Source organism: Tenacibaculum profundi (assembly GCF_057162725.1).
Genome location: NZ_CM169894.1, coordinates 2,224,845 through 2,240,594 on the forward strand (window position 1 = coordinate 2,224,845; position 15,750 = coordinate 2,240,594).

At 29.7% G+C, this 15,750-nt stretch carries 13 protein-coding genes and 1 tRNA gene; 6 read left to right on the forward strand and 8 right to left on the reverse strand.

Annotation, left to right across the window (positions count from 1 at the left end; translation table 11 throughout):
* Window positions 1-21: 21 nt before the first annotated feature.
* The 4 genes from AC2GW8_RS09050 to AC2GW8_RS09065 form a co-directional block, all read right to left on the reverse strand.
* Window positions 22-1,203: a hypothetical protein gene (locus tag AC2GW8_RS09050; protein WP_440879551.1), complete on the reverse strand. Its 1,182-nt coding sequence runs from the start codon at window positions 1,201-1,203 to the stop codon at window positions 22-24.
* Window positions 1,204-1,220: 17 nt separating this feature from the next.
* Window positions 1,221-2,078 (reverse strand): hypothetical protein, encoded by an 858-nt coding sequence (locus AC2GW8_RS09055; RefSeq protein WP_440879552.1) that lies wholly within the window; start codon window positions 2,076-2,078, stop codon window positions 1,221-1,223.
* A 48-nt stretch (window positions 2,079-2,126) separates the two neighbouring features.
* On the reverse strand, window positions 2,127-2,378 hold the full coding sequence (locus AC2GW8_RS09060; RefSeq protein WP_440879553.1) for a hypothetical protein: 252 nt from the start codon (window positions 2,376-2,378) through the stop codon (window positions 2,127-2,129).
* Between the two features lie 66 nt (window positions 2,379-2,444).
* Window positions 2,445-2,615 carry a hypothetical protein gene (locus AC2GW8_RS09065; protein ID WP_440879554.1) on the reverse strand — a complete coding sequence of 57 codons (171 nt, stop codon included), beginning with the start codon at window positions 2,613-2,615 and terminating at the stop codon, window positions 2,445-2,447.
* Window positions 2,616-3,496: 881 nt separating this feature from the next.
* Here AC2GW8_RS09065 and moaA point away from each other — a divergent pair.
* The 3 genes from moaA to moaC all read left to right on the forward strand — a co-directional run bounded on the left by moaA (window position 3,497) and on the right by moaC (window position 6,717).
* A complete protein-coding gene (gene moaA, locus AC2GW8_RS09070) occupies window positions 3,497-4,489 on the forward strand; it encodes a GTP 3',8-cyclase MoaA (RefSeq protein WP_440879555.1) in 993 nt (330 codons plus the stop codon).
* Window positions 4,490-4,811: 322 nt separating this feature from the next.
* Complete coding sequence (locus AC2GW8_RS09075; protein WP_440879556.1) at window positions 4,812-6,071, forward strand: molybdopterin molybdotransferase MoeA; 1,260 nt, start codon at window positions 4,812-4,814, stop codon at window positions 6,069-6,071.
* 172 nt (window positions 6,072-6,243) lie between these two features.
* Window positions 6,244-6,717: a cyclic pyranopterin monophosphate synthase MoaC gene (gene moaC / locus AC2GW8_RS09080; protein WP_440879557.1), complete on the forward strand. Its 474-nt coding sequence runs from the start codon at window positions 6,244-6,246 to the stop codon at window positions 6,715-6,717.
* A gap of 593 nt (window positions 6,718-7,310) precedes the next feature.
* On the opposite strand, the gene AC2GW8_RS09085 is transcribed toward moaC, so the two are convergent.
* On the reverse strand, window positions 7,311-7,898 hold the full coding sequence (locus tag AC2GW8_RS09085) for a hypothetical protein (protein WP_440879558.1): 588 nt from the start codon (window positions 7,896-7,898) through the stop codon (window positions 7,311-7,313).
* Between the two features lie 347 nt (window positions 7,899-8,245).
* Between AC2GW8_RS09085 and AC2GW8_RS09090 the strand changes: the two genes are divergently transcribed.
* On the forward strand, window positions 8,246-9,373 hold the full coding sequence (locus AC2GW8_RS09090; RefSeq protein ID WP_440879559.1) for an NTP transferase domain-containing protein: 1,128 nt from the start codon (window positions 8,246-8,248) through the stop codon (window positions 9,371-9,373).
* A 348-nt stretch (window positions 9,374-9,721) separates the two neighbouring features.
* Window positions 9,722-10,924, forward strand: coding sequence for a leucine-rich repeat domain-containing protein (locus tag AC2GW8_RS09095; protein ID WP_440879560.1), 1,203 nt, complete (start codon window positions 9,722-9,724; stop codon window positions 10,922-10,924).
* A 104-nt stretch (window positions 10,925-11,028) separates the two neighbouring features.
* On the opposite strand, the gene AC2GW8_RS09100 is transcribed toward AC2GW8_RS09095, so the two are convergent.
* The 3 genes from AC2GW8_RS09100 to katG form a co-directional block, all read right to left on the reverse strand.
* A complete protein-coding gene (locus AC2GW8_RS09100; protein ID WP_440879561.1) occupies window positions 11,029-11,535 on the reverse strand; it encodes a hypothetical protein in 507 nt (168 codons plus the stop codon).
* Window positions 11,536-11,821: 286 nt separating this feature from the next.
* Window positions 11,822-11,895, reverse strand: a tRNA-Ala gene (locus AC2GW8_RS09105).
* A 133-nt stretch (window positions 11,896-12,028) separates the two neighbouring features.
* Window positions 12,029-14,308: a catalase/peroxidase HPI gene (gene katG, locus AC2GW8_RS09110; RefSeq protein WP_440879562.1), complete on the reverse strand. Its 2,280-nt coding sequence runs from the start codon at window positions 14,306-14,308 to the stop codon at window positions 12,029-12,031.
* Between the two features lie 806 nt (window positions 14,309-15,114).
* Here katG and AC2GW8_RS09115 point away from each other — a divergent pair.
* On the forward strand, window positions 15,115-15,747 hold the full coding sequence (locus AC2GW8_RS09115) for a hypothetical protein (protein WP_440879563.1): 633 nt from the start codon (window positions 15,115-15,117) through the stop codon (window positions 15,745-15,747).
* Window positions 15,748-15,750: the final 3 nt, after the last annotated feature.

The window sequence follows — 15,750 nt, forward strand, 5'->3', positions numbered from 1 at the left end:
AATTTTTTATTAATTGGTTCCTTATTCTTTCTCTTCTTTATAATATTCTATAATTCGATTTACTTCTGCGAAAGGTTCTTTTTCATCTCCAAAATAAAAATAGCATTTGGTCCAGTTATCATAGGCATCATGCCCTTCGTATTTAAAATAATAGGTAGCATACACTGTTTTTCTATCACTTTCATAAGAAACCACCTTGGCAACCTCTTGCTTGTCGGTAAAGAAAAATTCATTATAGAATTTCCAATTTTTATTCATAAACCCACCTCCGTGACCAGAATTGACTTTTTTATGTATGAGTTGGTTATTTTCATCGTAAAAATACTTTTCCTTGTGGTAGGCAAATTCTTTCAAAATTTCACCATTTCGTTTTACCATAGAATATACGGTAACTGTTGCCAAGTTACCTACCTCATCATAGGTGTACTCTTCTAACGGAAAACTAGTATCAAACTTAAGATGATCGTGATCTTCATACCTTAAATAAGCTATTGCGTCATAGGTTTTTCGTATTAGTTGCTGTTTGTCATTGTAGGAGTAGGTAGCTATATAATTGTGTTCTTTTTCATCCACAAATCCATCTAAATTATTATCCCACAACTTTTTCGATATTTCTTGTTGAATTGTACCATTACTATTTAGTACATAGTCATAACCAATAGCTAGTCTCTTGTAAGAGCTATCTTTATCGATAATTACAGTACTTAAAGTATAAGAATCGTTTTTATAACGCACCCGATAAGGGTTAAACACAAATTTTTTAGGTTGTAAATTTTGCTTAAACTGTATTTTCTTTTTGATCTCTGCAGTATCCTGAACTTCCAAACGTATTTTTAGCAAGGTTTTTTTGTCCTTTGTTTCTTTTGCAGGAAATGGCTCTGTTAGGGAGTCTTCTAATCTATAATGTACCTGTTCGACACCATTTTTATCAAACTCAAAATATCCAGTTAACCCAATAACATTAAGATTACCATAAGGGTTAAAATAAAGGGAATTTTTTTTTCGAAATTCAGGATCGTTTTTTTTATAAACAGTCATTTTAGAACGTGCTATTTTAACAGGGCCGCTTAAATAATGGTCACTCTCCGAATGTTTATAAATACTCTGATATTTTCCAGTACTTACTTTAGGGGTTGAACAGCCTATGAGCAGCGCTATGCTGGCTACTGCAATAAAATAACAATACAATTGTTGGGTGTACATATCTATTAATTGGTTCCTTATTCTTTCTCTTCTTTATAATATTCAAGTATTCTTTTTCCTGTACCGAAAGGTTTTTTACTATCTTTTAAATACACGAAAAACCCCGTCCAATTATCGTATTCATCATATCCAAAGTATTCAAAACGATACCAAAGGTGTACCGTTTTTCCATCGTTTTCAAAGGTGGTTACTTTAGCTACATCTCCTTTTTTATTGAATTCTAAATCATTAATCAATTTAAAATGACTTCCATATACAAAAGTTGCCCATTTTCTTTTCCATATTAAATTGTTTCGCTCGTTGTATTTATATTCTTCTTTTGCAACTATTCTTCTTTTACTTTTATCTTCATCGGTATATAAGCGGAATGACGTTAAATTACCTCTCTCATCATAAGTATATGCTTCAAAAGGAGTTTTATACCCCGTATCATAAAATTCAGCGTCATGATCTGGAAGACCAGGTACATGACCCAACTCAGTATAGTTTTTACTGATTAATTGGTTCTTTTCATTATAATTGTAAATAGCCTTATAATCTATTGTTTCTTCTTCTATTATATCATCTAAATTTCTATCCCATAAGGTAACTCCTATCTCTTCTTTTATTGCTCCATCACTATTTAGGTTATAGCGATATGCTCTGACCTGCCTTTTTGCCGTACTGTCTTTTTTTACATAAAAATAGTAGGGTTGGTATGAATAATAATTTAAATGCACCCTATAAGGATTAAATACATGTTTTTTTATTGGAAACTGTTGCCTGTATTCTACCTTTTTCGTTACATCATCTTTAAAATACTTTTCTATATATACATATATATTTCCTTCTTTATGTTTTACTACAGCAGAATCATAAGGAACCGAACGATTCAATCGCCCTCTTAAAGGATGAAATTTAGTGGTAATACCATACCTATCGAATTAACTATAACCAGAATTCCCCACAGGTAATACGGTAAAAACCGCATTAAACATATACAAACTGTCTTTTGGCAGGTTATCTTTAGATTTCGCATAATTAAAAACCTGACGCTGCATTTTAACAGGTCCATTTAAGTATTGCTCTTGCCAAGTATTTTTAAAATAACTAGCATACTTCCCTTTTTGTTGCTGGGAAGTGCAAGAAGAAAATATGAGTAGTGATAATAAACTAAAGGCCACCGTATGTTTCATATATTTGGTTTTATAATAATACAATTCAATGTGTCACTGTATTATATATATCCTGTTTATACTCTTCTAAAAAATAAGTGATTTTTCACAGAGAATGTGCTTGCGTTTTTTCGCTTTCAAAAATTGATTATACGCATTGAATTCTTCTAAATCTCCATTCGCATGCAGATGTTCATGTGTATTCTCTTTAATTTGAATCCGTAGTGTATTTACTTCTGTAAAAAAATGAAACCCCATCTTTTTTAGCTATATTTTTTTAAAGTCTTTGAAAAAAATCAAAAACCCAATTGTTTTCTTATGTAAGAAGTGATTTATTTGGCAATTTTTATCTCAGCAATCCTTCTTTTTTCAAATTGCAAGTTACAATTTATATTATTTTTTTATGGAGAATAAAATCACCTTTATTTGCATTAATCGCAAAAAAATAATTTACTAACAGAAAACACAAAGCTAATTTAAATTTAATAACCTCTTTTTACTTTTAGAAATGAGCGCTATGCTCATTATACCAAATATAACAAGTAGTGAGTTTGCTATTAAAACGACAAATTAATTTCAGATAAGAATATACAGCTGAAAACCATATGGACTTTATTTTAGAACATAAAAGTGTATTCATTTCAATTATTACAAACATCATTACTTTTTTATCTGATAGAAAAAGTGGAAGAGTTAAAAAAACATTGCTTTATGATATGGAAAATCAAGTAAAAAAATAATTTCTCATAACAATGATTTAGAAGTAAAGCTTACTTAATGCGAAAACAAAAATAATAGTCTAAATAATGAAAAATACAATTGCAATTATTATACTAAAAACGCACCTACTAGAAGCTTAATAGTGATTCACCGTAGCAATTAATGTTCAGACACACGTGGTTATATTTTTGGTAGGAAATGCTTTTAGATATATTAATAGTGATGGTTATCGAGATGTTACTTCAAGTAAAAAAACAATGAAATGAATTTTAACATTAGCGCCTAGTGAATTTGAACTTACCATTTTAAATGAATAGTCATACAATTATACTCGATGGCTCTTTATTGTTTCTTTAAAGTCGATAACTTCTTTGATTGCTCGATAAAATCAACGGTTTTGAATTTGTTATATTTGTTTTATGCAGTCATTAATAGACAATTTTGGGCGTCAAATAACATACGCTAGATTAGCCGTTACGGATCGGTGTAATTTACGCTGCCAGTATTGTATGCCGGCAGAAGGAATAGCCATCGTTCCAAGAAATGAGTTGCTAACCTACAAAGAAATGTATCGAATTATTAGAGTCCTTACAGAATTGGGAGTTACAAAAGTCCGATTAACAGGAGGTGAGCCCTTTGTAAGAAAAGATTTTATGAGTTTCTTAGAAATGCTATCTTTTAATGACTTGCTGAAAACGATTAATATTACTACCAATGGTGTACTCATTCAAAAACATATTGAGCGTATTGAACGTTTGACAAAAGTTAAAAACATCAACTTAAGTATTGATAGCTTACAAGCTAGTAAATTTTTTAAAATAACCAGAAGAGCCGTTTTTGAGGACGTTTATAAAACTCTTGAATTATTAGAAAAAAGCAGCCTGCATTTAAAGTTAAATGTAGTTGTTCAGTCAGGTTTTAATACTGATGAGATTGTTGATTTTGTAAAACTTACCGAAACCAAAAACATAGACGTTCGCTTTATAGAAGAAATGCCTTTTAATGGAAGTGGTCAAAGAGAGTGGAAAGAACAATGGAACCTAATAAGAATTTTACAAGAAATACAAACAGCCTTTAAAATTGATAAAATTCTAGATAAAAAATCCAGTACCTCTAAAAACTATCAGGTTAAAAATTTTAAGGGTACTATAGGGATTATTCCAGCCTTTACAAGAACCATTTGCAATGATTGTAATCGCATTCGAATTACCTCAACTGGCGCGTTAAAAAATTGTTTGTTTGATGACGGTATTTTTAATATTCGAGATTTTTTGAGGAAAGGTGCTAGTGACAATGAATTAAAAATATTGTTTTTAAAACTTGTAAAAGAAAAACCTGAAAACGGCTTTATAGCAGAAGCTAATAGGACACAAGGCAAAGTGTCTGAAAGCATGAGTACTATTGGAGGATAGCTACAGATATTAATTTGTAGTTTTTTGATATTTACTAATTTAAACTGTAAAAAAATTTAGCATCACACACCAAATAATTATTTTCTATAAACACATTTACATTTAAAATTGCTGCAAAAATATAGTTCTCTTTACATAAATTGGCTACCGTTTCTTTTTCTCCTCTAATAAAAAGGAAAAAATCGTTTTACAGCGGTAATCTTAAATTTTATAAGGTAATATAATCTATAGTTACTTCATAGTTCGATTTCTATTTTCGCCATTCCTAGACTTGTTTACCAGAATACCTTAACTTTGTTTTTTCTATGAAACTTATACTAAAATGATCACAGTAAAAGAAGCTAAACAAATTGTATTAAAACATAAATTAGATTTTGGTATTGAAGAGGTTCCATTTATAGAATCTGTTGGAAGAGTTCTAAAGGAAGATATTGTTGCCGATAGAGATTTTCCGCCTTTTAATAGAGTAGCCATGGATGGTATTGCTGTTAATTATCGATTTTTTAAATACGGCGTTCGCGATTTTAAAATTGAAGGAATTCAACCTGCTGGAACGGTTCAAGAGACTATGGAGAATGCGGCACACTGCTATGAGGTAATGACAGGAGCTGTACTTCCTCACAATACTGATACCGTTATCCGTTATGAAGATATCTCTATAAACACGTTAATGGCTTCCGTAATAGTTGATGAAATTAAAGAAGGACAAAATATACACCATCAGGGTTCAGACAAATTGAAAGAAACCGTTTTAATTAAAAAAGACACTATTATATCCCCTGCAGAAATTGGTGTTTTAGCCACGGTTGGAAAGACAACGGTTAAAGTGGCAAAGCAACCAAAAATAATGATCGTTTCTACGGGTGACGAATTAATAGAGGTTAATCAAACTCCTTTGGACCATCAAATCAGAAAAAGTAATGTTTATACTCTCGTTTCTCTCCTTGAAAAATTAAATATTCCTTCAGAAAACGCACACCTAACAGATCAAAAGGAAGTACTGAATTCAAAAATAGCAACATACCTTAAACAGTATGATGTTTTATTATTTAGCGGAGCTGTTAGTAAGGGAAAATACGATTTTTTGCCTGAAGTTTTAGAGAGCTTAGGTGTTCAAAAATTATTTCATACAGTTTCACAGCGTCCAGGTAAACCTTTTTGGATGGGAACTACCTTCAATGACACTCATAATTCTAATGAAAACACCAATACTACAGAAAAAAGTACGCAGAAAAATACTTTTGTTTTTGCTTTTCCTGGAAATCCAATATCTACCTATGTAAATTGTATGGTTTATTTTTATTCATGGTACTATTATAGCATGAACATAGCTCCTGTTTCTTTAACCGCTATTTTAGGTGAAAATGTTGATTTTAAACCTAATTTAACATATTTTTTACAAGTAAATTTACAACTTAAAGATGGTCAATTAATCGCCTATCCTGTCAAAGGAAATGGTTCTGGTGACTTAGCTAGCCTAACAGCAGCGGATGGTTTTATAGAGCTTCCAAAACAAAAAGAACTATCATACAAAAAAGGGCACGTTTTTCCTATACATCGCTATCGTAGTTTTGAATTTTGAATTTTGTAAAAATGTTTATTTTCTTTTAATTAAAATCTCATCATAAATATCTAATTTTAGGTTTTGTCAAAAACGAATTCAATGAATTCAATGAATTCAATGAATTCAAAAATTAAAAAGTAATAGACAATAAAAGTAAAAAAAGTTTTACCGTAAAATTTATAGATTTAAGTTGAGTAACTTTACACATATAAACAAAAAAAACAATCCTAAAATGGTGAATATTTCTGAAAAGAAAGTCACTAAACGAAAGGCAATAGCTAAAGCGACCATGTTTTTAGGAAAAGAAATCATCAATCAATTTACCAATTCAGAACTCATCACTAAAAAAGGACCTGTTTTCCAAACAGCCATTATTGCAGGAATTCAAGCCGTAAAAAAAACATCCGATATTATACCAATGTGTCATCCCTTATTAATTAACGGAGTTGATATTGATATTTCTGTAATCGATGCCACGCAAATTAAAGTCACTTGTGAAGTTAGCATTGAAGGAAAAACTGGTGTTGAAATGGAGGCACTTACAGGAGTTTCAGCTACTTGTTTAACAATTTATGATATGTGTAAGGCTTTTAATCAAAAAATGATTATTAAAGAAGTGAAGCTTGTTGAAAAAAAGGGAGGTGCATCTGACTTTAAAAAATAGTTTTTTTAAATATTAATTAAAAAAGACCATACATTATAAAGAGGTTTTTTGAGATAATGTAATCACGAATTCTAAAACTAGAATACTTTAAAAAAGTATTAAAAATCAATTTGTAAAAACTTATTGTTTTATAAAGTTATCTGTTGTAATTTTTAGTATTAATACTTTAGTAACCAACAAGTCAGTATCGTTTTCATAAAAAGTGATTTTAATCTACAGAATATAGAATCCAATAATTTTACCTAACGCAGATACTATAATAGTATCATAACAATTAGCTATGCTCTCGATATGACAACATCAAAAGCATTCTCTAATTGAGAAGAATAACAAGGATTTTATTAAAAAATAGAAGTGTTATAGATGGCCTATTTTGTAGAAATAATTATACCATTATTACTTTGCCAACAATAAAAATTTGATTTAAAAATTACCAAGCAAAATTTCATGGATTAAGTATAATCAAAAAACAAAAAATCACTTTAGATAAGGTCTCCTAATAAATTTTTGAAGCATTAAGAGACCTTATTGAATCTTTTTCTATAATCATTAACTATCAATTAGTTGAAAACTAAAAAGACAATAGTTTTGATCTAATCTTCTTTAAATACAGGATCTCCAACTTTACGACTAAATCGACCGTTTTTCCCTACACTTGTATATGACGCAGCCTGTGCAGCAAAAACTTCTATTACAGCTGTTTTCCATGAAACTCCATTTTTTTCATTCCAATTTTTTGGAGCTTCTGCAGGAATTTTACCATCATCATTTAACACAAACGAAACAGGATTTCCTGTGTGCCCTCCCTCAACTGGTGATAAGCCAATAGCTGGAAAATCAAACTTTGCTCCTGGCTTTGTGTACGTTATAGCACGTTTTCTTCCAAAAGTCTCTGCTTCACGTCCATTAGTGTTTCCTGAACATCTAAAAACCCACTCGTTAGTAACCAAATATAGACTAGAACCATGATCGTCATCTCTCTGTGTTGTAAACACGGCTACTTTGTTTACATAATTGGATAGATTCTTTTTATTATCTCCCTTACCTTTTTGAAAAATTAGGCTTTGGCCAATTTCATTGGTATTAGGAACATTCTCTGATAAGTTATCACTACAAGATGTAGCTACCAACGCTAATACTATCAACCAAGGTGTTGATAGTTTTTTAAATTTTTTAATCATTTTTTATTTTATTTTATTACGTGAAGATAATTTGTTTTTCAATTTTTTGAAAAAAATTAACAAATATTTAATACCGCTTATAATTTGAAATTATTACAAAATAATTCAGCTATAAAGTAAAGTGAGGTCATTATAAATACTAACTGATATACTTTTAACTTTGACTGTTAATAGATCTTAAATATTGTACACAGCTGTTATTTTTTAAATAAATATCGCAACTCAAAATATTAATCGTATAAGTCTTTTAAGGTAGTCTTCTTCAAAAGCATTTTATTATATTAAAATTTGTACCTTTAAAAAGCACAAAACCGTGCGTAATTTAAACCGCCTAGCGATACTCTAAAATGCAACAACACCATAAACATGCTCTGTTAAGTAAAAAAAATAACGATAATTTTGCTCCTAATGAAATTGCTATTTTGGGTACTAAATGCACTACTATTAGCAATTTAATTTATATAATAAGTAAAAAACTTACGTATTTCAATTTAGGATACTTTGATGCATCTCATGCCAAAAACGTTGATGAAAATATATTAACGGAATATACTTTCCACTATGAAGGAAACCTTAAAATAAGCACTAGTTCTCACCATAACAAATACGAGCAAAGATTACAGTTTTACAACCATGATTTAGTTTTTATAAATGGAAATCATTATCCAGGCAAAAAACAAATTATTATTCTAGACGGTGAAAAAGAAGCTTCAATTCAAAAAAGATTGTCTCAAATAACTAATATTGCTTTTATAATTAAACTAAACAAAGAGACTCATTTCTTTGACTGCCTAGTAGAAAAATTTCCCAAAATAAAAAAAATAAAATGCTACGATATTAAAGATGTGGATGGAATTACAAATCATATTGAAAGTATTATAAAAGATAACATTGCTCCTGTAAAAGGACTGGTATTAATTGGTGGTAAGAGTACTCGAATGGGGATGGATAAATCTACATTAAACTATTATGGAAAACCACAAAAAGAACACCTTAAAGATTTATTTAAAGAATGTTCTCTAGAAACCTTTTTTTCCGTAGGAAATATTTCACCTTCTACTAATAAAACTAATGAAATTAATGATACTTTTCTCAACTTAGGTCCATTCGGAGGCATTTGTTCGGCTTTTCAAAAAAAACCCAATACTGCTTGGTTTGTTTTAGCCACTGATATTCCTTTTATAAATAAAGAGATTATTCAACTTTTACTAGAAAATAGAGATCCCAGTAAAATTGCCACAACTATCAAAGGAAAAAACAAAGAGTTTCCTGAACCTTTGGTAACTATTTATGAACCCAAAGCGTATGGTAAACTATTGCAATACCTAGCTCAAGGTTATTCTTGTCCGAGAAAAATGCTTATCAACACTGACATTAAAGTTATTGAGGTTGATGATAATTTGATAAGAAACATTAATACCTGTGAGGAATTCAAAATGGCTCAATTAGAAATAAAGAGAATTCCACAAACGTAATTATCTCGACTACCTTTTTGTTTTTAATTTCTCTATTAATATTAATTGTTTTATCAAATTAAGCTATCTTAATCTATTAAATATTCATTATCAAATCTGAACATATAGTATAATAATAACGTAACATTTTAAATTTTAATTCATTGGTTTTTTATTTATTTAAAGGTTATTTTTTTGAACGAAATATACTTTCATCCCATAAAAACATATTACTTTTGTGGCAAATATTAGAACCTAGTGTAGGTCATCATTATAAGGCTATATTTTTCGATTTTTGATGTTTTAATAACATTATAATAATTCCAAACCCCTTCCAACAATAACATATTATCCAATTTATTCTTTAAAATGAAAAAATTAAAGCTATTTTTAGTTATAGCAAAAATAACAATTATAACAGACTGTTATTCTCAATATGTGTACCCTATTGACATTCCAGATGTAAACTTTAAAAAATATTTACTTCAATCTTCAATAAATCAAAACAACGATAATGAAATCACTAATATTGAAGCTCTTAAGTTTGTCAACCTTGATATTTCGAATAAAAACATAAAATCACTTGAGGGCATTCAAGAGTTTTCAAATTTAAAATATCTTGATTTTTCTGGTAATAAAGTTAGGCACACAGATTTATCTTTAAATCAAAAACTACAAATATTAGTCTGCGATAATAACGATCTCATTTACCTTGAAATAAAACATAATGCTAATCTGAAATATTTGTCGTGTAGTGGAAATAAACTTCGTTTATTAAAACTTCCCTCTTCTGAATACCTACGGTTTTTAAAACTAAGTAATAATAGATTACGAAATTTAAATATAGCAGAACTTCCAGAGCTGGAAACAATACATATTTCAAATAATATGTTACGCTTTCTTGACATGTCAAATAATTTAAAAATAAAATCTGTTCTGTGTAACAACAACGAAATAACAAATCTCGACACTAGTAATAATGAAGAATTAAAATATTTGAGTTGTGCTAACAATAAAATTGAAATTTTGGATATAAGACCTAATAAAAATCTTAATGTTTTGAATTGTGAAAATAATGAACTAAAAACATTAAAGATTTACTTTCAGGGACACGGATCCAATCTCAATACTTTAAAAACAAAATCAAATAGGTCTCTTTATGAAATTCATACAAATTATCCTGACGGTGCTAGAATAGCTGTAAGTCGTCAAATTTTTCAAATTGATAGTCATACAAAGTTTGTAAGTTACACTAATCAAAGAAAGTTTTTAGAGACTCTCATCGATGCTTCTTCTTCTGTGATGGAAGTTATATTTGAGATTTCCAATAATACCCTTAAATATCGTTCTAATGATAAAACCATAGATAATCTCGATATAGAGGTGTATAACCTTTCAGGTCAAAAGGTAGTCACTAAAACAAAACTTGTTAACGGGGAACTTTTAAATTTAGATAATACATTAATTTCTGGTCCTTTTATATGCTTTTTTTACACTAAAAATCAAATAATTAGAAAGTTGATTAAAATAGAGAATAACAAAGTCAATTACCATAAAATAGAATTTCTCTAGTCACTTAAAAATCAGCTCTTTTAATAATTTTAAGAGCAAACATAATCAAGTAAGCGCTTGAAAAATAGCTTTCTTGATTATGTTTTATAAATAAAAATACTTTTTTATTTAAACCAACCGGGGACCTTAACCATTGCCCTATGCATTGTGCCTTCAACACCCGCAACTCTTCTTTTTGCGGTATAAGCTATCAAGTCTTTTCCTTTTCTTTCAAACCAGCGGGTAATTTCAAACACTGCATCAGGTATCGGTACCCAATCACCTCCGTCTATCTGCATTTCATATTGTTGTTTCATTTTCCAAACCTTCGATTCTCCATCAGTAGCTAGCTGATATTTAAATTCAGGTGGAACGATCGAGTGATCATCAGAAGCAAAACCTGAATTTGCTCCATTAGTACCTAATCCATTATGGAATGCTGATCTTTGATATTCTATAGGTGCGCCAAACTCAATAGGAGCAGAATCCCAAACAACTCTTTCTCTTGTTTTAATATGAGAAAGATCTTCTAAATTACCTGTACTAGATTCCCAAACAACCTTATGATGAAGTGTTGCTGCTCCTGTAGTCATCGATTCGGTTCCAAATTTAATTAAGTTACCTTTTTGCATAAAAATAATATTTAATTTGATTTTTATTCTGTGCTATAGATTCTTGAATAGCCTATATATTCAGCCCAAACGTAATTATTTTTATTGTATGATAGTCGCTATTTTTAAAAGGATAGCTACTTTTTTCAAAACATTAACTAATTAAAATAAATATGGTTGTTAGAATTAAAAAACGTGGATACTGAAAAAAAATCATCTTATTTTTCAAATCACAGAGAAAAAATGTTGATATATAATTTATTAACATTTTATAAAAAAAACTCTTATAAAGTATAAGAGTTTTTTGTGGAGAAGGCGGGGCTCGAACCCGCGACCTTTTGACTGCCAGTCAAACACTCTAGCCAACTGAGCTACATCCCCATTTTGAACAGATGCCGTAAAAATACAATTCTTTATTTTAAATATAAAAAATGAAGCGATACAAATTTTGTATCGCTTCATTAAATCCTAATTATCAAATACTTAAAACTTAAAAATAAAGATTAAGTAATTTTTATATTTTAACATCAAATCGATCTAAATTCATCACTTTTGTCCAAGCTGCTATAAAATCTTTTACAAATTTTTCTCTAGCATCATCACTAGCATATACTTCAGCGACTGCTCTAAGCTCAGAATTAGAGCCAAAAATTAAATCGGCTCTTGTTGCTGTCCATACTAATTTGTCAGTACCTCTCTCTATTCCTTTAAATTCTAATTTATCTTCAGAAACAGGTGACCATTTTATTCGCATATCTAAAAGATTTTTAAAAAAATCGTTTGTTAACACTCCTGGTCGTTGAGTAAATATCCCATTTTTAGAATTATTAAAATTTGCATCTAACACACGCATTCCACCTACTAAGACAGTCATCTCAGGAACTGTTAGCTTTAGTAATTGTGCCTTATCCACTAGCAGCTCCTCAGTTTTTAACGTATATTTTTTCTTTTGATAATTTCTAAACCCATCGGCTATTGGCTCTAAAACTGCAAAAGAATTAACATCTGTTTGTGTTTGAGTGGCATCCATTCTTCCTGGAATAAATGGTACTTCCATTGTATATCCTGCTTTTTTTACTGCTATTTCAATAGCTGCAGAACCACCTAGTATAATTAAATCAGCGAGAGATACTTTTAGGGTATTTTTTTTATTAAAATTAGACTGTATTTCTTCATATATAGCTAATACTTTTTTTAATTGTTTAGGATTATTGCTTTCCCAATTAACCTGAGGCTCTAAACGGATTCTTGCTCCATTAGCACCTCCTCTTCTGTCAGATCCGCGAAATGAAGATGCCGAAGCCCAAGCCGTCTCTATCAATTGGTTTGCTGGAATTCCTGAGCTTAAAATAATCTTTTTTAACTCAGTTATATTCTTTTTAGAAATTACTTTTCCGTTTGAAACGGGTATTGGATCCTGCCAAATAAAGTCCTCCTCAGGTATGTCATTTCCTAAATAGGTTGTTTTTGGTCCCATATCCCTATGTGTCAACTTAAACCATGCCTTTGCAAAAGCAGCATCAAAAGACAAAGGATTGTCTAAAAATTTTTGACAAATCTTTTTATACTTTGGGTCAAATTTTAAAGCTAAGTCAGATGTTAACATGGTTGGTCTATGTCGTTTATTTTTATCAAATGCATCAGGAAAAACTTCTCCAACTCCTTTAGCTGACCATTGATGAGCTCCTGCTGGACTTTTAGTTAATTCCCATTCATTATTGAGTAGCGTATTCAAAAAAGCATGACTCCATCTTGTAGGTGTTGGAGTCCAAATAACTTCTAGTCCAGTAGTGATGGCATCTTTTCCTTTACCTGATTTATAACTACTCTTCCATCCTAAGCCCTGCTCTTCAATTCCTGCAGCCTCAGGCGAAGCACCCACATGTTCAACAGCACTAGCTCCATGTGTTTTTCCAAAAGTATGCCCTCCAGCAATTAACGCAACTGTTTCTTCATCATTCATTCCCATTCTATCAAAAGAAATTCGAATATTTTTTGCAGAAGCTAAGGGATCTGGGTTTCCATTGGGACCTTCTGGGTTTACATATATCAGCCCCATTTGAACAGCTGCTAACGGATTCTCGATTTCTAAATCCAATTCACCTTTTTCATTAAGTCTTCTACTTTCTAACCATCCAGATTCTGAACCCCAATAAACATCTTCTTGTGGAACCCAAACATCTTCTCTCCCTCCTGCAAAACCTATGGTTTTTAATCCCATTGACTCAATAGCAACAGTTCCAGTTAAAATCATTAAATCTGCCCATGAAATTTTCTTCCCGTACTTTTGTTTTATCGGCCATAATAACCTTCTTGCCTTATCTAAATTACCATTATCAGGCCAACTATTCTGTGGAGCAAAACGTTGTAATCCCATTCTTGTTCCTCCTCTTCCATCGCCTGTTCGATAAGTACCTGCGCTATGCCATGCCATTCTAATAAATAAAGGGCCATAATGGCCATAATCTGCTGGCCACCAATCTTTAGAATCCGTCATCAATTTTGTTAAATCTGATCTCAATGCTTTGTAGTCTAACTTACTAAATTCATCTGCATAGTTAAACTTTTCCCCCATAGGATTACTTAGTTCAGAATTTTGAGCCAAAACATCTAAATTTAGTTTATTGGGCCACCAATCTTTGTTTAGTTTTCTCTCAGAGATCTGTTCTTTCTTATGCCCTTTATCAAAACCAAAAGGACAGCCCCCCGCTTCTTTCTTATCACTTTGCCTCTTTTCACTAGAACAAGATAAAAGAATCATAGAAGCCAATAGGCTGAATACAATTTTCTTCATTTTTATATTATTAATTGATTTAATTCAAATCTATATATAAAAAAACTATAGATAATAAATTAACGATAATAAAAAACTATAATTAAATACTTAAAAATAATTCGTAGACAATCTAATTACTAAATAAACAAAGGATGTGCGGTAAAAAAATTGAATCAAACAATAACAGCTTACAAAAAATAACAACATAAATTAAATAAAAGTTATTTATCTTAAATGGAAATAAGAAGACGAATATTGAAAAAACTATTTGTTGCATATTTATTATAAATAAACTTATATATACAAACTTTCCAAACTCAATAATTAATATAAATTTTAGTTTGTATAACATTATAAAAAAATAATGTTAATTAGCGCTATAACATACTAAACTTAGTCTCGAAAAATAAAAATACTAGTTAAAAATAGCTTTCTTAAAGTATTAAACTTTTTAATGCTCCAATTTGCTTTTTAAAACTAATTACATTCTTAAAAATTGAAATTGATAATTTAACAAATTGGAAAGAACAAATTAGTTATGGAAAAAACTACTCAAAATATAGCTTTATAATAATTTAAAAAATTGTAAGGTCTTCTCAAAAATAAATACACTTTAAGTTAATTACTATAAAACACTATAAATCAAAACCTAATAACTATTTATAAGGAAACGAATTTTTATAGTTCTTAATCATTTCATAGTGTATTTAATAAAAAACTGATTTGTATTCTTCTTACATTATTTAAAAAAATTAAAAAAAACTAAGGGTGTATTCTTTTTACTGCGACATATCATTGAAACAAATATTAAAAACAAGTTTAAAATGATTAAAAAATCAATAAATATCGTAACAGTTTTCTTAAGTATTTTAACAGTAACTATTTCTTGTAATAATAGTGAAGAGATACTTCCAAAACCTCCTGTAATTAAACACAAGCCTTTTTTTTCTGAAAGTTTTGAAAAATCCTCGCCTGAACAATTTATAAATGCGGATACAGAAAAATCTAGTATTGAACAAGGAGCATCAAGTTGTAATAAAGCAGGAATAGGAACAACAAAGGAACATAATTCTAAAAAAGTAGACTACAAAGAAAGTCAAAACAATGGAAGATTTTTAGCATTTAATCCTGAAAATTGCAAAACTAAAAGTAAAGCTACAATTTTATTAAAAGAAGAGTTTAATATTACTAAAGTAAATAATTCACGTCCTTTACAATTAAGGTTAAAATACTATCAAACTTCGATTTTAAATTCAGGTAAATCTAATATTAAAATCACTATCAAAGACGAAAAAAATTCGTGGGTAATCCAATCTGAGCTAGACAAAAAAAATCAATGGACAAATTTGGTTTTAAATTTCCCTGCTAACATTAACAATAAAATCACCGATATAAAAATAGAAATGGGAGGAGAAGAAGCTGTTGCTATTGATGACATTATAATAGATATATTATAAAGA